This is a genomic window from Natronorubrum halophilum, from assembly GCF_003670115.1.
Taxonomy (GTDB): Archaea; Halobacteriota; Halobacteria; order Halobacteriales; family Natrialbaceae; genus Natronorubrum; species Natronorubrum halophilum.
In genome coordinates this window covers 647,402-665,219 of record NZ_QQTY01000004.1, presented here as the reverse complement: position 1 = coordinate 665,219, position 17,818 = coordinate 647,402, and the positions used below count along the sequence as shown (strand labels likewise).

Sequence of the window (17,818 nt, the reverse complement as noted above, 5' to 3'; positions counted from 1 at the left end):
TGTTACCCCTCGATGAGATCAGCGGTGGTAACAGTATCGGTCACGCTGAGCGTACTGAAGTACATCGAATCGTCGGCGTTCCAGCCGAGTGAAACGGATTCCCCGACCTCACCGACGGCTGGCCGGTCCGGGACGACGACGTGAAATTCGCGGTCGATTCCATCGACGGAGAGCGCGAATTCGGTGGTTTCGCCGGTGTACGTTCGTCCCTCGAGCACGCCGGTGACCGTCACGTCGCAGTCGGTGGCACCGATCGCGATGGCTTCGGGTCGGACGAGTACCAGTCCGGAATCGGAACCGGACTCGTTCTGTAGCGTCGCCCGAATCGACCCGATCTCCGACGGCACGTCGACCGCCTCGCCGACCTCGCCGCTGACGGCGTCCTCGACGAGGATCGCGTTCGAATCGCCGACGAACCGGCAGACGAACGCGGTGGCCGGATCGTTGTATATCGACTCCGGCGTGCCGATCTGCTCGATCATCCCGCGGTTCATCACGACGAGTTTGTCCGCGAGCTTGAGCGCCTGATCCTGGTTGTGCGTGACGTAGAGAAACGTGCTGTCGAGGGAGCTGTGAATGCTGCGCATCTCCAGTTCCATGCGCTTTTGGAGCTTGTAGTCGAGGTCAGCGAGCGGGTCGTCGAAGAGCATCACGTCGCACTCGCGCGCGAGTTGGCGCGCTAACTCCACTCGCTGCTGTTGGCCCCCGGAGAGCGACTCCGGCAGGTCGTCTTTCGTCTCGCCGATCGACAGCAGCGCCAGTATCTCCTCGATACGCTCGTCGATTTCGGACGCCGAAAAGTCTCTGCCGCCCTGCTCGAGTCCGAACGCGATGTTCTCGGCGACCGTTTTGTGCGGGAACAACGTCTCCTCGAACTCCTGGAACACGTAGCCGAGTTCCCGGTCCTGGACGGACAGGTCGGTCGCGTTTCGACCCTCGATGGTGATCTCGCCGATATCGTACTCGAGCAACCCCGCGATGCAGTTGAGAAGCGTACTCTTCCCACACCCGCTCGGTCCGACAACGACGCAGAACTCGCCGTCTCGGACCGCTAGTTCGACGTCCCTGAGAACGGTCTCGTTCTGGAACGACTTTTCCAAGGACTCGATCGTAATGGCCGTGGCAGTCATCGTGTACCAATCTGCGTAGCGACCATTTAGTTCTACCTGATAGAACCGGACCCGACGGAAGCGGGAAGTAACGCGGTCTCCGCGCCGAATACGGATCGCGACCTCGAGAGATCGGTCCGTCTCGAGGGCCGCGTCAGTTGGGTAGCTCGACGCCGGTTTCGTAGCGCGGGAGGTAGCTACCGATCCCGTTTTCGGAGAGGATTTCGTTGTCCTCGACGACGAGTTCACCGCCTTTGATCGTGTGCGTCGGCGCGCCGGTCAACGTGCGTCCGAACGCCGAACACCAGCGGTTGTCCAGCCCGTAGAGTAACTCCTCGTCGACGGTGATCTCTTTTGTCAGGTCGACGATGACGGCGTCGGCGTCGGCCCCTTCGACGAGCGCGCCCTTGCGCGGATAGATGCCGAATCGCTTGGCGTTGTTCGTCGAACACACCTCGACCATTCGCTCGATCGAAATGCGGTTTTTGTTCACGCCGTCACAGAGCATGAGCGGCAGGAACGTCTGTAACCCCTGGTCTCCCGGCGGCGAGTCCCAGACACTGCCGTCGCGCGGCCCCTTAAACTCGAGTTGGTACGGACAGTGATCGGTGCCGACGTGATCGAACGTCCCGTTTCGGAGGGCCTTCCAGATCGCTTGCTGGTCGTCCTCGTAGCCGACCGGCGGCGAGATCTTCCCCCAGACGCCGACGTCCTCCTCCTCACAGTGGTTCGCGAGGAAACTCGGCAGGGTTTCGCCGTGAATGTCGACGCCCCGGTCTTTGTACCGCTCGAGCGCGTCGACGGTCTCTTTCATGCTGTTGTGGACGACGTAGGAGGTCGCGTCCGTATAGTCCGTGAGCATGCCGATCTGTTCGATCTGCATCGCCTGGCTGATCCCCGGCGACGCATCCGCCCAAGCGCTGAGGTCGTCCCGACCGGATTCTTTGAGTTCCTCGACCTTTTTCGTCCCGAGATCGTCGTTTTCGGCGTGGAACATGACGACCGCATCTTCGATATCGGCGGTCCTGTCGAGGACTTCGTAGACGCGTCCGGCATCGGAGTGACCGATCCCGAGTTCCGGTGCCGACACCTTGTACATGTTAAAGAAGAGTTTGAACGAGCGGACTCCCTCCTCCGCAAGCCCCTCGAGTTCGTCGATGTGGTGGTCCTGATGGATGATCGCGTGGAATCCGAAGTCGATGTAGGATTGCTCCTCGCCGGTTTCGACGAAGAAATCCATGTCCGGGATATACGGCTCTTCCTGCAGGAGGAAGGTGAAAAACGACGTCACGCCGCCGGCGAGACACGCCCGCGTTTCCGTCTCCATGTCCAGTTCGTACTGGTCGTGATACTCGTTTTCGAAGCGAGAGATGCCCATGTGGTTGTGGGGACAGATGAACCCCGGAATGAGGTAGTTCCCCTCGGCATCGATCGTCTCCGCAGCGTCGGGGAGCGAACTGGTCGCCCCGACGGCGGTAATCGTTCCGTCGGTTGCGGCGATACCGCCGTTGATCGTTCCGCTCGGTGTTACAACACGCGCATTGATCACACGGGTGTCAGCAGTTGCCATACAGGAAGGTAAATGATGGTGACTATCTTAACTGTAGTGGGTCGGTCTCCGCTCTACTCCCGAGTGCACGACTCGTTCCGTCTCGGACGCCGGTCGCGACTGGTCGCGCGGAACTAAACAGTTAACAGGGGTCCGGGGGAAGTGATGGTATGACGCTAGATGGAGCGAACGCGCTCGTCACGGGATCGAGTAGAGGGATCGGACGCGGAATCGCCGAAGGGCTCGCCGATGCGGGTGCAGCCGTCGGGGTCAACTATCCGCCACACGAAGGATCCGAAGACGCCGACGAGGTCGTCGACGGAATCGAGCGCGCCGGGGGCAGCGCCTCCGCGTTCGAAGCCGACGTCAGCGACGCCGACGCCGTCGAATCGATGATCGACGCGTTCGAATCGACGGTCGGCTCGATCGACGTTCTCGTGAACAACGCCGGACTGTTGACCCAGTCACCGCTCGCCGAGATGCCGGTGGAGATGTGGGACGAGACGATCGCCGTCGACCTTCGAGGCGTGTTTCTCGCGACCCGGTTTGCGCTTCCGGGGATGCTCGAGAGCGGCGGCGGGTCGATCATCAACGTCGCCTCGCAACTGGGGATCATCGGCGGCGACGAACTGGTCCACTACTCCGCGGCGAAAGGCGGCGTCATCGCGATGACGCGCGCGCTTGCACGCGAGGTCTCGCCGACGGTCCGCGTCAACGCCGTCGCCCCGGGGCCGGTGCGGACGGCCCTCCTCGACGACATCAGCGACGAGTGGCGCGAAGCGAAAGCGGCGGAGCTTCCGATGGGGCGGCTGGGGACGGTCGACGACGTCGTCCCGACGGTCGTGTTTCTCGCGTCCGAAGAGAGCGGCTACTACACGGGCCAGACGCTCAGCCCGGACGGCGGGGATGCGATGCACTGATCCCTCGAAACGTCGACTGAGGGGGCAAGCCGGCCACCGTCATCGGGACCGACCCAGCGTGCAAACCGAGATACCAGGGCTCGAGGACGAACCTACGGACGGCAGCCGGCTATGAATTCTCGAACCTCCGCGACCGGCCTGACGTCCCCGTATTTCGCCTGAATATCGAAGAGGTTCGCCTCGTGGGGTTCGCTCGCCCGATCACCCACGCCCTCCTCGGGAACGACCACGCGGAACCCGTGCGAGCAGCCATCGACGGCCGTCGCTCGAACGCACCCGCTGGTCGTACAGCCGGTGACGACGACCGTATCGACGCCCCACGCCGACAACATCGAATCTAGCTCGGTCTCGTGAAACGCGCTCACCTGTCGTTTATCGAGGACGTGGTCGTCGTCGCCGACGTCGAGGCGGTCGTCGATCTCGATCCACTCCGAACCAGCCGACAGCACCTCGAGCGTCGGAATCTTCTCGACCCACGTTCCGAGATCCGCTGCGTTCGGGTGGTTCGTAACGATACGCGTGAGTACGACGGGGACGTCGGTGTCGTGGGCGGCCGCGAGCACGTCGTTCGTCCGGTCGACGACGGACGAGAGCTCACCGCCGAGGGGACACGCCGGGTCGGTGAACCCGCGTTGAAGATCGACGACGATAACCGCAGGCGTCGTCCCGTAGCCGATCCGATGGTCTAATCCCGCGCGATCGTACACGTTCGTTTTGTCGTATGTGCTGTTTTTGACATATGAGAGTCACGCCTCCGTCCGGGGCTGACGACCGACCGAACTGTCGCCCGCAGCGGATAGCGAACCCATCGCGCGGGTCGCTCATAACGGTTCCCCGGCGCGCACGTCCCGCGGTAGCCGCTGGTATCACCACTGCAGACGTCACGTGCTCGATCGGACGACGACAGTGCGATCGGCGTGTACGTCGATTCAGTTGTAGATGGAGTTCGTCGTCGCACCGGGAAGATACCGAGAACGTGCGTGTGAGCACGACGTTACAGCGCGACCGCCGACCGATATCGCTGGTAGTGGACCGGTCAGCGAGCAAGATATTACAACCGTACGTCCGTAAACCTCTATTCTCAACCATATTTTCCGAGGAATATTTTGACGCGGGAATCATACATACAACAAATATATCAGGTATAAACAGCCCATACCACACAATGTATGCATCTTTACTGGAAAATACACAACTTTTTCGCATAGTTATGGGAAAAGACAGCACGCCCGTTTATCGACATGAGCGTTATCTTAGTATTTCTTTCATTTGAAAATAGAGACGGGAGAAGGGGAAATTGCTGAATGTGTTCCAGAGTATTGGCTCAGTTTAAAGATATTTTATTCCAATATCGGTAGTTAACGCTACTAGTATTCAACAGAACCTCTCTATTTCGAGGGGATCTCACCGAAGACTTATCTACCGCTCCACAGATCAAGTAGTATGCCCGTTCGTATAGCGAAAGATCGTTTCGTCGAGACGATGCAAACGCAAGCGGAGATCGGTGCCACGGATGACGGCGGACTACACAGACTGACGCTGTCCGACGAAGACAAGGCGGTTCGCGACTGGTTCGCCGAACAGATGGCCGCCGCCGGACTCGAGATGCGCGTCGACGAGTTCGGAAACATGTTCGGCCGCCGAGAGGGAACCGACCCTGACGCGAAACCGGTACTGGTCGGCTCGCACCTCGATTCACAGCCGTACGGCGGCATTTACGACGGTGCGCTCGGCGTCGTCGCAGCGCTGGAACTGATTCGAGCGCTCAACGACCACGACGTCGACACCGCTCATCCGATCGAGATCGTCAACTGGACGAACGAGGAAGGCTCCCGGTTTCAGCCCGCCATGCAGGGAAGCGGAGTGTGGGTCGGTGCACACGACCTCGCAACGGAGTACGCCGCAACCGACGTCGACGGAGCCGTCTTCGAAGACGAACTCGAGCGGATCGGCTACAAGGGAGACGTCCCGTGTGAGCCGTCGGAGGAGTACGAAGCCTACCTCGAGTTGCACGTCGAGCAGGGACCGTACCTCGAGGAGAACGACAAACAGGTCGGGGTCGTCACCGGTATCGTCGGCTTCACCTGGGGGGCGATTACGTTCTACGGCGAGGCGGACCACTCGGGACCGACGCCGATGCACTATCGCCAGGACGCGCTGGTCGCCGCCGCCGACGTCATCACGCAGATCCGGCGCATTCCGAGCACGCTCGGCGAGCGGACCGTCGGCACGACCGGCTACATCGACGCGAAGCCGAACTCGATCAACATCATCCCCGACGAGGTGACGTTCACCTGGGGCTTCCGCGATCCGTCCGACGACGTGATCGAGGAAGCGCGGACCCGCGTCCTCGAAGAGGCGTCGGCCGCCGCCGAGCGAGAGGACCTCGAGTGGGAGTACGAAGACCGGATGCAGGCACCGGCCGTAACCTTCGCGGACACCTGCGTCGACGCGGTCCAGACGGCCGCGGACGACCTCGAGTACGACAGCATGCAGATCTTCAGCGGGGCCGGGCACGACGCCACGCACATGCACAGCATCTGCGATACGGGGATGGTGTTCGCCGTGAGCGAGAACGGGAAGAGCCACAACGAATCGGAGTATACGAGCTGGGACGACTGCTACGCGGCGGCGTCGACGATCGCGAACGCCGCGGTGACGCTCGCCGAAGAGGTGGACTGAGATGGGGGACCCGACCTTCGATCGACTCGGGATCTGGAACTGGGAACGGGAAAACATCGACGACGAGATTCAGTACGCGATCTACGCCGAAGAGAAGGGATTCGACACGGTCTGGCAGGGAGAATCCCGGTTGGTTCGCGACGCGATGACGGTGATGGGCGCGTACTCGCAGGTAACGGAGTCGATCAAATTCGGGCCGGGGGTGACGAACTGCTACACGCGAAACGTCGCGTTGATGGCACAGACGTTCTCGACGTTGGACGAGTTATCCGACGGGCGAGCGATGCTCGGCATCGGCGCGTGGTGGGATCCGCTCGCAAAACAGGTCGGTATCGACCGAGAGAGCCCGCTCCGATACATGTGGGAGTACTGTACCGTTCTCAAGAAACTCCTCGATTTAGAGAACGTGACGTACGACGGGCAGTTCATCCAGGTCGAGGATATCGAACTCGATCTGGTGCGGGCGAACGCCGATCCGCGAACGGTTCCGATTTACATCGGCGCGACCGGCCTGACGATGAACAAGATGGCCGGCGAACTCGCCGCGAAGGGCGTCGTCGACGGCGTCTACATGAACTACATCATTCCCCCGGAGCACAACGAGAAGGCGATGGCGAAGCTCGAGGAAGGAGCCCAAAAGCAAGGCGGGAGTATCGAAGACGTCGACCGGCCGCAGCTGATCGCGGTCTCGATGGACGAGGACCGAGACGTCGCCATCGACACCGCTCGAGGGCTCGTCACCCAGTATATCGGCCAACAGCCCCACATCACCAAGGCGTCGGGTATCGCACCGGAAGTCGGCGAACAGATCGGCGAAGAACTCGGCGGTTGGCCGGCGAACGCCGAGGATATCGAGCGGGCCAGCCGTCTCGTTCCCGACGAGGTCGTCACCAACGTCGTCGCCGCCGGAACGCCCGAAGACTGCGTCCAGAAGGTCGCCGAGTACTGTGAGACGGGGTGTACCGAACCGTCGCTGTATTCGCTCGGTCCGAACGTCGAAGAGGTCATCGACGTGTTCGCCGAATTCAAGGCCGCCTGAGCAGGTCGGATACCGGTTTGGACTCGCTACTGTATGCGGGCTTAACGGCCGGTAGGCTCTCTGTCCCATCAGTCCGCCAGACGCGGTCAGTGCTCTCAGCGCGATCGATCGAGACGCCGATCGACGCTCGCACGTCGTCGTCTTCGACCGGTTCTCTGTACAGGGAGATGATGTGAGAACGAATCGAACGGTTATAGGTGCACCCCGCCAAATTATCAAGTAAGGTATATATAGACATAAAGACCAGATTAGATATATATTCAGGACCGTTTCAACCACCTGCCGTTCACTCCTGAAATGGGAACGATCGCATCGCCGAGTGTAGTCCAACGGCGTAACTCCGCTGACGGAGAGCGCAAGGTCCATTGGGAGGGAATACAGTCTCTACGGAGAGAATCGTCTCGCGTACGCGAGAGCAACACGACGCGGTCCGAAGGCGGCGTCCAGTACCCGACCGTCGAAGATTATGTTTTCCCAGATTTCCAGGGAGAGAAACCCGGGCGGAGTGAAACGCATCCTGCGGACGAGAGACAGCCAACGACACTCGCCGTCGAATTCGAGTGCACGGCCGCCGTCCGCCGGGTGACCCGGGCTATGGCTGCTGGCAGGGTATCGGTTGCATTGATGGACGGTTCTCGCCGGCCAATCGAGTCGGAACGGCATTAAATGGGAGCTATTTGAGTAATACTCTGAGCAGATAATTATCGAGTTCGAAGCAGGTGTCGAGTCACCGAACGCGGTTTCCGTGCCCCACGTCACACATCCATTGCAGCCTGAGCACCTTCTCGAGGAGACGGTAGTAACAACTGAACCGAGTTACACGCGGACCGTCCTCGTTGGGTTCTTGCTCGTGGTCATGACACCGCTGGTTCGCATCGTTGCCGCGGCCGATGACTACGTTCGGACCGGAGAGAGAAACTCCGGCGAAGTCGCGGTCTGAATCGAACTCGAATACCGAGAGGAACGGCTCAACTACCGGAATAGCAGTTCGACGGTCCGTTCTCGTGTCCGAACGTTTACGGCGAAATTGACATCCTCCCGTGCCTGAAGACGCGGGAATCCCGACCGCGGTTGGGATATTAAGGTCTACGACAATACCTGTTCTCGCGGTGCAAAGCATCCGCTCTCGGAATCGAACAAATACGTCGATGGCTGTGCCAACCAGCCGTTACTCCTATCTCTCCCACCACGGGTGAGACTCGGAGATACTTTCTGTCGAATATTTTCAGCACCGTTCACATCAGCATTTGCAACCATATCACACTCGTCACACACGTACAACCCGCGTTCCACGCGGTTCGACTTTCTCTCCCGGACACAACACGAACACGACTTGGACGTACCGCGTTCAGATACCCGGTCCACCGAGATACCCTCGACGTTAGCTTTGTACTCCAACAAGTTCGTGAAACGGTCGAACGCCCACGAGTGCAGGTCAAGATTGCCGTGTTTACCCCAATCCTTCACTTCGCTATCCTCGTCTTCACGGATACCACCAAGGTCGCCAATGGCTATGGTACCAACATCTTCTTCAACACATCGTTGAACGATGTGTTTGGACAGGACGTGAAAATAGTGAGTGCGACGATTGGACTTTTTCGCGTTCAACCGTGTGGCCTGCTCCGAGGACGATTCATCACAGCGAGCGATACGCTTGCTGAAGTAGTAATCGTCCTGCTTCAAGCAGTTCAACGGATACAACTCAGCCTCGCCATCCTCGTAGGCGAGTGCGGCGAAGTTGTTGATACCGAGGTCAACACCTACGGTCTTCCCACCGGGCGTGTCTGGCGCATCTACTTCGATGTTACAGACGAGGTGTAACTCCCACTCGTCTTTCGAATCGTTCCAGACTGCGCGAACTTGTTGAACGCTTTTCACGTCGTCCAAGTCAATGTCTGGACGGGTTTGGATGTCGCAGAGGATGAAGTCGGACCAGTATTCTTTGAGGTTCCGCCCTTTCGAGAGGCGGATCCGTCCGTACTTTGTGTCGACTTTGAATCCTGCGCCTTTGAACGTGATTGTGGAGCGTGGGTGGTCGTTGTTGTGTTTGCGGTATGCTGGTGGATTCGCTTTCTGGCCCCCGTTTCGGCGTTTCGTGTACCAGCCTTTGAACGCTTCAGCGAGTTCTTCGAGAACGCGCTGACTCGATTGAGAATGTAAGTCGGCGTAGCGTTCGTGGGACTTTAGGTACGATTTTAGGTCGCTATCCTCGGGGATGAGGCCAGTTTCGTTCCAGATACGGTCGCAAGTCCATCTTGCGATGTTCCAGAGTTTACTGGCGGCGAATCCAAGCGGGTCGAGGTCGGGTTGCACTTGTCGCTGGTTCCTGATGGAAGCAACGATGGTGCGTGGGACGACCTCTTTCGCCATGCATAACCTATGTTTGCAAAATTATATAACGGTGTTGATTGCGATTCACGCGGAATATCCTGCCGGGCTGTCCTCGGTGGATGGCGTCATCAAGTGACGGCGCGTATCCACGCCGTTCACGGCGTGGTATTGCACTACTCAGCGTATAAACAGAGTACAGAGCCGGAGAATGGTCATCGTTGCTGACGTTCATCGAGCGAAACCACAACGCTCATTAATTCAACACCACTTTAAGAATGGTACAATGACGCCACAATCGGCGACGATCGACGAGAGCGCGACAGCGCGGTACTCGAGCACCGCGGCGAGTGCGGGCCTCGGCGTTCTCGCCGGCGCGATCGGCTACCTCGTGACGTACGTGCTGATCGTCGACGAGGTTCGCGAGGTTTTCGGCGAGGACGCCGCCGAGTGGAAGGGCGTCGCCTGGTACTTCTACAACGCCCACATGGTCGACGTCGAGACGACCGGTTCGTTCGGCTCGTTCGGGAGCACGAGCACGGTGGACTTCATCGCCGAGTCGGGGAGCACCAGCGCGACGCTGCTATACGTGATCCCGCCGCTCGTTCTCCTCGGGCTTGGTGCACTGCTAGTCGTACAGTGGGGCGTGACCGATATCGGCGAGGGCGTCGTCGCCGGCGTCCCGGTTACGATCGGCTACGCCGTCGTGATGGGCCTCGGTGCGCTCGTCGCCGAGACGAGTTCCGAAGGAACGGTCTTCGGCGTCGACGCGTCCGGCTCGGTCGCCCCGGAGTTCGTCCCCGCGCTCGTCCTCGGCGGGATCCTCTATCCGCTGGTGTTCACCACCGGCGGCGCGGTGCTGGCCGCCGTGTTCAACACGCGATAACACACCGTGTGAGTCCCTCACCCCGAAGACTACTGACGAGAACTGGTTGAGAATCGGTCGTTCGAACCCGGACGACTGCTGTCCGACAGTAAAGGAAACCCCTTTGACCCGTCACACCCCGTTTTCGTGTGATGGAGGTCGCCGAGGTTCTCCCCGAATTCGCTGACGCCTTTGCCTTCGAGGAGTTCAATTCGATGCAACGCGAGGCACTGCCAGCACTGCTCGAGTCCGACGAAAACGTGGTCGCGAGCGCGCCGACGGCCTCGGGCAAAACGGCCCTCGCGGAGCTCGCAATCTGCAAGGCGCTCGCCGACGGCGGCACGGCGCTGTTTATCGCCCCGATGCGAGCCCTGACGAACGAGAAAGAAGACGACTGGGATCGCTTCGAGACCCTCGACTACTCGGTCTACGTCGTCACGGGTGAACGAGATCTGAACCCACGGCGCGCGCGCCGCGCTGACATCCTCGTGATGACGCCCGAGAAACTCGACTCGGCGACCCGCAAACACGACTCGCGACGCTACGACTTCGTCACCGACATCGACGTCTGCGTGATCGACGAGGTCCACCTGCTGGACGCCGATCGCAGAGGTTCGGTGCTCGAGGTCACGATCTCTCGCCTGCGCCGACTCTGCGATCCTCGAGTCATCGCGCTCTCGGCGACGATGCCGAACGTCGACGACGTGGCGGCGTGGCTCGACGCGCCGGAGGAGGCGACGTTCGAGTTCGGCGACGAGTACCGCCCCGTCGATCTCAACGCGGGCGTCAAGACCTACACGCACGGGGAGAACTCGTTTGCGGACAAGTACCGTCGGCTGTATCGAGCGATCGACCTCGCGGAGCCACACCTCCGGGAGGACGGGCAGTCGCTCGTCTTCGTCTCCTCGAGACAGGACACCGTCCAGGCGGCCAAGAAGGCCAGAGACGAGATCGCCGAGCGCGACGTTCCGATGGGTGCCCGGGGCGACTACGAGTTCCACACCGAGACGAAGGACCTCGAGAACGACACCCTCCGTAACTCCGTCCTCGACGGCGTCGCCTTCCACCACGCGGGGCTCTCGAAGAACGACCGCGACCTCGTCGAGGAGTGGTTCAAGGCGGGCCACGTCGAGTTGCTGTTCTCGACCTCGACGCTGGCCTGGGGGGTCAACCTGCCCGCACGCTGCGTCGTCATTCGGGACACGAAGGTCCACGACCCGCTCGAGGGCGAGGTCGACATGAGCCCGCTCGACGTGCTCCAGATGCTCGGGCGCGCGGGACGGCCGGGGTACGACGACGTCGGCTACGGCTGGGTCGTCTGCGACGGCGCGGACGCGGACAAGTACCGCCGCCTGCTCCGCGACGGGAAGGAGATCGAATCCCGTCTCGCGGAGAGCCTCGAGACCCACTTGAACGCCGAGATCGCGATGGGGACGATCACCGACCTGGAGGACGTGATGGACTGGCTCGAGACGACGTTTTACTACGTTCGCGGCCAGTCCAAGCCCGAAGCGTACGACTTCCCGAACCTCCGACAGCGCGTCCGGGACTGCCTCGAGGACCTGGTCGGCCGCGGCTTCGTCGAGACCGGCGAGGAGCTCTCGATCGAGGCGACGCCGCGGGGCGTGCTGGCCTCGAAGTACTACCTCCGGCTCGAGACGGCCGCCGAGTTCGCGGCGCTGTGCGATCGCGTCACCGATGGTGGAACCGAAACGCTCGACGCCGACGACATTCTCGAGGCGGTCGCAATCGCCGAGGAGTTCGACTCGGTGTCGGCCCGACAGGACGAACGCGACGCGATCAACGCGGTGCTCGTCGGCCGGGAGACGGACGATTTCGACGCGGGCGATCGGAAGGTGCTCGCGATCCTGTACGGCGCGGCCAGCGGCAGTATCCCCGCGGAGTTGCGAAGCGACGCGTGGGTCATCCGGCAAAACGCGACGCGGCTCATCTCCGCGCTGGGGGCCTTCCTCGATCGCCTCGCGGGGCCGCACGCGGCGAACCTCGCCCGCCGGGTGGAAGCCCGGATCGAGAACGGCGTCGCCGAGGACGCCGTCGGGTTGACGGCCATCGACGGCGTCGGTCCAGGGCGGGCGAGCAAGCTGTCGACGGAGGGGCTGTCGACGCCCGGCGATATCGTCGGTGCCGGCATCGAGGGACTCGTCGATGCCGGTCTGTCGGCGGGCGTCGCCGAACGCGTCTACGAGGGGGGCCAATCGCTGCCGTCGATCGAGGTCGACTGGGGCAACTTCCCCGAGGCGATCCCGACGGGCGAGAACGAGGTCTGCGACGTGACGGTTCGAAACGTCGGCGAACCCGCTCGAGCCGGCATCCGAGTAACCGTCAACGGGATCGAGATGTCCAGTACGAACACCTACCTGCGCGACGAGGAGACCGTCCCCGTCGGCGTCTTCGGTGCCGACGCGAACGAACTCGAGTACACCGTCAGCGTCGCCTTCCCCGAGGAGCCGTTGCTTCCGCTCGAGGAGCGGCGGACAGTCGACGTCGCGTAGGTACGCGACGAGCGAATGCTGTGCGCGGTGTCGGCGTCCGCTCAGTTTCTACGCGACCAACTCGAGGACGGTCCCCTGCAGTTCCGCTGGCGAATCGACGACCGCGTCCGCCGCCGAGCGGTCGATATCGCCGTGGGCGTCGATCCGGTACGCGACGACGACGGTATCGGCTCGAGCCGCCGCCTCGATCCCGTTTTCGGAGTCCTCGACGACGACGCACTCCGCGGCCGGGACGCCGACCTCGTCGGCCGCGTACTCGAAGACGTCGGGTTCCGGCTTGCTCGCCGCGTCGATGTCGTCGGCGCTGATGACGTGGTCGAACTCGCCCTCGAGATCGAAGCGCTCGACGACCCAGCCGATCCACTGGTGAGGCGAGGAGGAGACGACTGCGGTCGGAACGCCCTCGTCGTCCAGTCGCTCGAGCAAGTCGTGGGCTCCGTCGAGCAGGTCGACGCGCTCGGTGTAGAGCTCCTCGGCGGCGGCCGAGAACCGCTCGACGTACGCCTCGCGGGAGACGGCCGTCTCGTACTCGGCCTCGAGGTAGTCGTAGATCTCGCGGAAGTTCATCCCGCTCACTTCGGCGACGTCGACGTCCTGATCCGGGACGACCCAGGGAAGGATCTCTTCGCGCTCGAACTCGACCCAGTAGTCCTCACTGTTGACGAGGACGCCGTCCATATCGAACAGCACTGCGTTCATGGACCGGCTTACCCGGCCGTCACGGATAGCCGTTTGGCAAGAAGCAATCGGGTTCGCCGGTTCGGACGACAGTCGAAGCGTTTCGAACCGACCGAACCACGTGCGGTGGCGCGCGCTGTGTCGCGGCGAGCAGCGCGAGACGCGACGCGAACCCGTGCGAGGGATGAGCGAGCGAACGCAGAGAGCGAGTGAATCGGCTGGGGAGGACGTGGAACTCATCGACGCCAGTACGAGCGAGTCACCGACTCTCCACACGCACCCGAAACGGTCGCGCAGACACTCCACACGCATTCGAAACGAGAGCAACGCGGTCGACTGTCTCCCACCCAGCCGATCCCCGGACCGTTACCGATACGACGACTACCCGAACACGTTGCTTCGCTCGTACTGCATCTCCTCGCTGACCTCGCTCGAGACGTCCTCGCCGAACTCGCGCTCGACGAGCCACAGGGCCAGATCGATGCCGGAGGTGACGCCGCCCGCGGTCAACACGTCGCCGTCGTCGACGACCCGCTTATCGACCACGTTCGCGGCGTGGGCCTCGAGATCGTCCTCCGCGACCGGGTGGGTCGCCGCGGGACGGCCCTCGAGCAGGCCCGCTTCGGCGAGTACCATCGCGCCGGTACAGACCGACGCGACCGTCGCGCCCTCGGTGTACCGCTCGTCGACGGTGTCCGGCAACACCCCGCCTTCGACGGCCGCGCGGACACCCTCGTTCGCCGTCGTCCAGCCGCCGCCGGGAACGAGCAGGACGTCCGGCTCTCCGAGGGTTCCCTGTGATTCGACGCGCAGGTCGTGACTCGCGGTCACGATGTCGGTCTCCTCGAGGGTCACAAGGGTCGTCTCGAGGGAGGCACCGGCCTGAGCGGCGTTCTCGAACACTTCGTAGGGACCGATCGCGTCCAGTTCGTCGAAGCCGTCGAACAACACGATTTCGACAGTAGTGTCGGCCATACGCGGGTAGAGGTCCGGTGGCGTGAAACGTATTGTGCCAGAATGGGCAGGACGGTATCCACGAGCGAGACGTCCCTCCTCGAATCGCTCGATTCGCTCGGTTCGCCGGGGCGGGTACGTGCCCGCGCCGTCCTCGATGTAGTTGCTATCGCGGTCGTCACTCGAGGCTACGAAAGGCGGTTCGTCCGTCGGTCGCCGGACCGGACACAAGGGAAACACTCCTGACGCCGCGGCGTCTACGTCCGACCGAGCAATCAATGGTGAAGCGCCACTGGACGGCCGCGACCACGAACCGACGATCGGTTATCGCCGGCGTCGCGACGCTACCGATACTCGGCGGCTGTCTCGAGGATGACGAGGAAGAGGAGGCGAACGAGGGCGTACAGCGGGACCCGCCGTTCGACGTCACCGCCGTCGACGCGCCGGGCAGCGAAGGCGGGACGTTCGAGGTTCCAACGTCCGGACAGGTGCAACTGATCAACTTCATCCGGATCACGTGTCCGACCAGCCGAGGAATGCTGTCACGCGTCGGTGAGGCGTACGACCGTCTCGAGGCGTCACACGACGTGGGTCCCGACGGCTCCGTCCACGTCATGACCCTCATCAACGGGAGTTCCGGCGCACAGCCGTCGCGCTCGGAGCTGTCGGACTGGTGGGTCGAACAGGACGGCTACTGGACGATCGGGATCGACGAACCAGGAGCGCTGTTCGACTTCTACAGCGTCACCGGAACCCCAACGACGATCGCCATCGACGGGACGGGCGAGGTCCACTGGCGCGACAGGGGTGGCACGACGGCTGGCAATCTGATTAGCGGCGTCGAGACGGCATTCGAGGACGGAAACGAGGTCGACGGCTAGCCGCAATCGAACCGCGTTCGCGTTCCGACCGTCCTCGAGTTTAAATACGAACGCGCGGCCAGATAGCCTATGATCGACGATGCGATTCGCGTGCTCGCGGGCGACTGTACCGTTATCGCCGAGGACACCGACCGCGAGGAGTACCGCGGCCGGGTGACGACAATCGTCAAACCCGACAACACCGTGTTGGTTCACGATATCGACGGCTACCAGCCCGTCGCGTGGCTAACGCGGGCCGACAGCATCTCGAGCGATCGCGCGAACGATTTCACGCTCGTCGCGAAAAAGGACACCCAGACGCTGCGGATCGCCGCCCACGACCAGGACGGGTTCGCCCACTACCCGGCCTCGGCGGCCGGGACGCCGATCGGTCAGTGTCCGGACTGCGGCGCTGCGTTGGTGCGTTCGAGCGGCGTCCACTGCGTCGGCTGTGGCGATCGCTACGGCGTGCCGGCCGACGCGACGATCCGCGACGAGCAGTGTGACTGTGACTGTGGCCTCCCGCGGATGCGCGTCGAGCGCGGCCTCGCCTTTAACGTCTGCCTCGACCGCGGCTGTGAGTCCCTGGACGCGGCGGTCCGCGAGGCCTTCGATCGCGAGTGGAACTGTCCGGAACCGAACTGTGGCGGCGACCTCCGGATCCTCCGGCGCGGCGGGCTCATCACCGGCTGCGAGCACTACCCCGACTGCGAGACCGGCTTCGCGCTCCCCACCGGCATCGTCGACGGCGAGTGCGGCTGTGGCCTCCCCACCTTCGAAACCGCCAGCGGAACCCGCTGTCTCGACGTGACATGTGACGAGGTGGTAGACCGGACGCTCGAGGCCGAATCAACGATGGGAGACTAACCCAACGACGCGCTCCACAGTGGACCCATCCACCGCCCTACAGACCCCGACCAGCCGGCGCTGCGGTGGGTGGGACTGAAAGGGGCTGGCACGGTCGACGAACCCCGCCGACGCAAGGACCGCAGTCGAACGCAGTGAGACGAGGACCACAGCGAGTCGTGGGAGTCGAGCGTGCCAGGGGCTTTCGACGCGTTCGTCTCCGAACTGCATCCGGTGTACTCGACTCGGGATCGATCCGCAGCCACTTAGTCCCGGCCGGCCAACACCCGGCTATGTCACTCGAGGGGCGGTTCGACGAGGCGGCGGGCGTCGTCCGCGTAGGGGACGATGCGCGCCAGCGCTATCACGATTCGCGAGGCTACGGCTATCCGCTCGAGGGGAACGAAATTGCACTGTCGCCCGTCGAGGCGGCTCACCTGCTCTACCGGGGGGACCTCGAGGCGATCGTCGACGCGAGCGGCGAACGACTCGATTTCCGGTCGTTCGTGGCCCGAGAGCCCGGGACGAAGTTCGGCGTCCGGTTTCTCGTCTACGCCGACCTCCGGTCGCGCGGGTTCTATCTCTCGCCGGCCGCGGAGCCGTGGATCACCGACCCGCCCGGCGGTAAAGCGGACTTCGCCGTATTCCCGCGCGGAAAGGGACCCGGAGACGGCGAAATTGCCTACGTGTTGCGGGTCATCAGCGAGCGAACCGACGTGGCGGCCGACGAACTCCGGGATGGCGTCCTCGCGGTCGTCGACGAGGAAAGCGAAATTACCTACTTCGAGGTCTCCCGGCGGGAGCCGTCGGGCTCCTCGGCGGCACCGCTTCCCGACGGCTGCGAGGCCGATCTGCTGGCGGATCGCGTCGTCGTCTGGGATCCCCCGCTGGAGCTCTACGAGCGGGGGTTCTACGGCCAACCGCTCGAGGGACGGGAGTACGACGAGCCCACGCTCCAGTGTTCGCTGCTCGAGGCGGCTTCTCTCGCCGAACGCGGGGTGATCGATCTCGATCCGGAGAGGGTCCGGGAACGGGGTCGCGAGGTCGAAGGCGAGCGATTCGTTCGACGCCTCGCCGTCTACACGACCCTGCGCGAACGCGACGTCGTCCCCAAGACGGGCTACAAGTTCGGCGCGGACTTCCGGACCTACGCCGAGGTGGAGTCGGTCGAAAATCTCGGTCACTCCGAGTTGCTGGTCCGGGTCCATCCCGACGGCTACGTCTTCGAGCCCCGCGACCTCGCGCTGGACGTTCGACTCGCCCACGGCGTGCGCAAGACGATGGTGTTCGCACTGGTCGACGACGCTGGCGAGATCGACTGGTGGTCGCTCGAGCGGCTGACGCCCTGAGTCTGCTATTTCTACGCCGTTCGTCCGCTGACCGTCGTTTCGAGCACCGCGATCCAGTCGCGGCCGCGAACCGAACGCGACGATCGTGAGCGCAACCGTGAAAGTCCCGGCGGGTGATAACAGCAG

15 protein-coding genes are annotated in these 17,818 nt (G+C 62.7%); 9 read left to right on the top strand and 6 right to left on the bottom strand.

The features are described from left to right. Positions 1–2: 2 nt before the first annotated feature. Both DWB23_RS18680 and DWB23_RS18675 read right to left on the bottom strand, forming a co-directional pair. Complete coding sequence (locus tag DWB23_RS18680) at positions 3–1,130, bottom strand: ABC transporter ATP-binding protein (RefSeq protein ID WP_121744275.1); 1,128 nt, start codon at positions 1,128–1,130, stop codon at positions 3–5. Between the two features lie 133 nt (positions 1,131–1,263). After that, the gene (locus tag DWB23_RS18675) at positions 1,264–2,679 is read right to left on the bottom strand and encodes a dihydroorotase (RefSeq protein ID WP_170972457.1); all 1,416 of its coding nucleotides are present in this window, start codon (positions 2,677–2,679) and stop codon (positions 1,264–1,266) included. A 149-nt stretch (positions 2,680–2,828) separates the two neighbouring features. Here DWB23_RS18675 and DWB23_RS18670 point away from each other — a divergent pair, with 149 nt between their 5' ends. After that, positions 2,829–3,578, top strand: a complete 750-nt coding sequence (locus tag DWB23_RS18670; RefSeq protein ID WP_121744274.1) for a 3-oxoacyl-ACP reductase family protein — start codon at positions 2,829–2,831, stop codon at positions 3,576–3,578. Positions 3,579–3,670: 92 nt separating this feature from the next. Here DWB23_RS18670 and DWB23_RS18665 read toward each other — a convergent pair whose 3' ends face one another. Continuing rightward, on the bottom strand, positions 3,671–4,285 hold the full coding sequence (locus DWB23_RS18665) for an isochorismatase family protein (RefSeq protein WP_121744273.1): 615 nt from the start codon (positions 4,283–4,285) through the stop codon (positions 3,671–3,673). Between the two features lie 736 nt (positions 4,286–5,021). Here DWB23_RS18665 and DWB23_RS18660 point away from each other — a divergent pair. The 3 genes from DWB23_RS18660 to DWB23_RS23160 all read left to right on the top strand — a co-directional run bounded on the left by DWB23_RS18660 (position 5,022) and on the right by DWB23_RS23160 (position 8,239). Then, positions 5,022–6,260: a Zn-dependent hydrolase gene (locus DWB23_RS18660; RefSeq protein WP_121744272.1), complete on the top strand. Its 1,239-nt coding sequence runs from the start codon at positions 5,022–5,024 to the stop codon at positions 6,258–6,260. A gap of 1 nt (position 6,261) precedes the next feature. Further along, positions 6,262–7,299, top strand: coding sequence for an LLM class flavin-dependent oxidoreductase (locus DWB23_RS18655; RefSeq protein ID WP_121744271.1), 1,038 nt, complete (start codon positions 6,262–6,264; stop codon positions 7,297–7,299). 766 nt (positions 7,300–8,065) lie between these two features. Next, positions 8,066–8,239, top strand: coding sequence for a hypothetical protein (locus tag DWB23_RS23160; RefSeq protein ID WP_162989868.1), 174 nt, complete (start codon positions 8,066–8,068; stop codon positions 8,237–8,239). A 146-nt stretch (positions 8,240–8,385) separates the two neighbouring features. Here DWB23_RS23160 and DWB23_RS18645 read toward each other — a convergent pair whose 3' ends face one another. Next, positions 8,386–9,669 (bottom strand): RNA-guided endonuclease InsQ/TnpB family protein, encoded by a 1,284-nt coding sequence (locus DWB23_RS18645; RefSeq protein ID WP_121744269.1) that lies wholly within the window; start codon positions 9,667–9,669, stop codon positions 8,386–8,388. Positions 9,670–9,913: 244 nt separating this feature from the next. Here DWB23_RS18645 and DWB23_RS18640 point away from each other — a divergent pair, with 244 nt between their 5' ends. After that, positions 9,914–10,513, top strand: coding sequence for a hypothetical protein (locus DWB23_RS18640; RefSeq protein WP_121744268.1), 600 nt, complete (start codon positions 9,914–9,916; stop codon positions 10,511–10,513). 131 nt (positions 10,514–10,644) lie between these two features. After that, entirely contained in the window at positions 10,645–13,005 is a 2,361-nt protein-coding gene (locus tag DWB23_RS18635; protein ID WP_121744267.1) for a DEAD/DEAH box helicase, read from the top strand. A 48-nt stretch (positions 13,006–13,053) separates the two neighbouring features. On the opposite strand, the gene DWB23_RS18630 is transcribed toward DWB23_RS18635, so the two are convergent. Both DWB23_RS18630 and DWB23_RS18625 read right to left on the bottom strand, forming a co-directional pair. Then, positions 13,054–13,704, bottom strand: coding sequence for an HAD family hydrolase (locus DWB23_RS18630; protein WP_121744266.1), 651 nt, complete (start codon positions 13,702–13,704; stop codon positions 13,054–13,056). A gap of 360 nt (positions 13,705–14,064) precedes the next feature. Further along, a complete protein-coding gene (locus tag DWB23_RS18625) occupies positions 14,065–14,658 on the bottom strand; it encodes a DJ-1/PfpI family protein (protein ID WP_121744265.1) in 594 nt (197 codons plus the stop codon). 257 nt (positions 14,659–14,915) lie between these two features. On the opposite strand from DWB23_RS18625, the gene DWB23_RS18620 reads away from it, so the two are divergent. From DWB23_RS18620 to endA, 3 genes are all read left to right on the top strand, one after another. Then, entirely contained in the window at positions 14,916–15,518 is a 603-nt protein-coding gene (locus DWB23_RS18620; protein WP_121744264.1) for a TlpA family protein disulfide reductase, read from the top strand. 69 nt (positions 15,519–15,587) lie between these two features. Then, positions 15,588–16,364: a DUF91 domain-containing protein gene (locus DWB23_RS18615; protein ID WP_121744263.1), complete on the top strand. Its 777-nt coding sequence runs from the start codon at positions 15,588–15,590 to the stop codon at positions 16,362–16,364. A gap of 272 nt (positions 16,365–16,636) precedes the next feature. Beyond that, the gene (gene endA, locus DWB23_RS18610) at positions 16,637–17,692 is read left to right on the top strand and encodes a tRNA-intron lyase (protein ID WP_121744262.1); all 1,056 of its coding nucleotides are present in this window, start codon (positions 16,637–16,639) and stop codon (positions 17,690–17,692) included. Positions 17,693–17,818: the final 126 nt, after the last annotated feature.

Bases quoted from the DNA above. Each gene is read 5' to 3' on its own strand.
- DWB23_RS18645 (WP_121744269.1), bottom strand. From the start codon at position 9,669: ATGGCGAAAGAGGTCGTCCCACGCACCATCGTTGCTTCCATCAGGAAC.
- DWB23_RS18630 (WP_121744266.1), bottom strand. From the start codon at position 13,704: ATGAACGCAGTGCTGTTCGATATGGACGGCGTCCTCGTCAACAGTGAG.
- DWB23_RS18675 (WP_170972457.1), bottom strand. From the start codon at position 2,679: ATGGCAACTGCTGACACCCGTGTGATCAATGCGCGTGTTGTAACACCG.
- DWB23_RS18655 (WP_121744271.1), top strand. From the start codon at position 6,262: ATGGGGGACCCGACCTTCGATCGACTCGGGATCTGGAACTGGGAACGG.
- DWB23_RS18625 (WP_121744265.1), bottom strand. From the start codon at position 14,658: ATGGCCGACACTACTGTCGAAATCGTGTTGTTCGACGGCTTCGACGAA.
- DWB23_RS18660 (WP_121744272.1), top strand. From the start codon at position 5,022: ATGCCCGTTCGTATAGCGAAAGATCGTTTCGTCGAGACGATGCAAACG.
- DWB23_RS18640 (WP_121744268.1), top strand. From the start codon at position 9,914: ATGACGCCACAATCGGCGACGATCGACGAGAGCGCGACAGCGCGGTAC.
- DWB23_RS18615 (WP_121744263.1), top strand. From the start codon at position 15,588: ATGATCGACGATGCGATTCGCGTGCTCGCGGGCGACTGTACCGTTATC.
- DWB23_RS18670 (WP_121744274.1), top strand. From the start codon at position 2,829: ATGACGCTAGATGGAGCGAACGCGCTCGTCACGGGATCGAGTAGAGGG.
- DWB23_RS18620 (WP_121744264.1), top strand. From the start codon at position 14,916: ATGGTGAAGCGCCACTGGACGGCCGCGACCACGAACCGACGATCGGTT.
- endA (WP_121744262.1), top strand. From the start codon at position 16,637: ATGTCACTCGAGGGGCGGTTCGACGAGGCGGCGGGCGTCGTCCGCGTA.
- DWB23_RS18680 (WP_121744275.1), bottom strand. From the start codon at position 1,130: ATGACTGCCACGGCCATTACGATCGAGTCCTTGGAAAAGTCGTTCCAG.
- DWB23_RS18635 (WP_121744267.1), top strand. From the start codon at position 10,645: ATGGAGGTCGCCGAGGTTCTCCCCGAATTCGCTGACGCCTTTGCCTTC.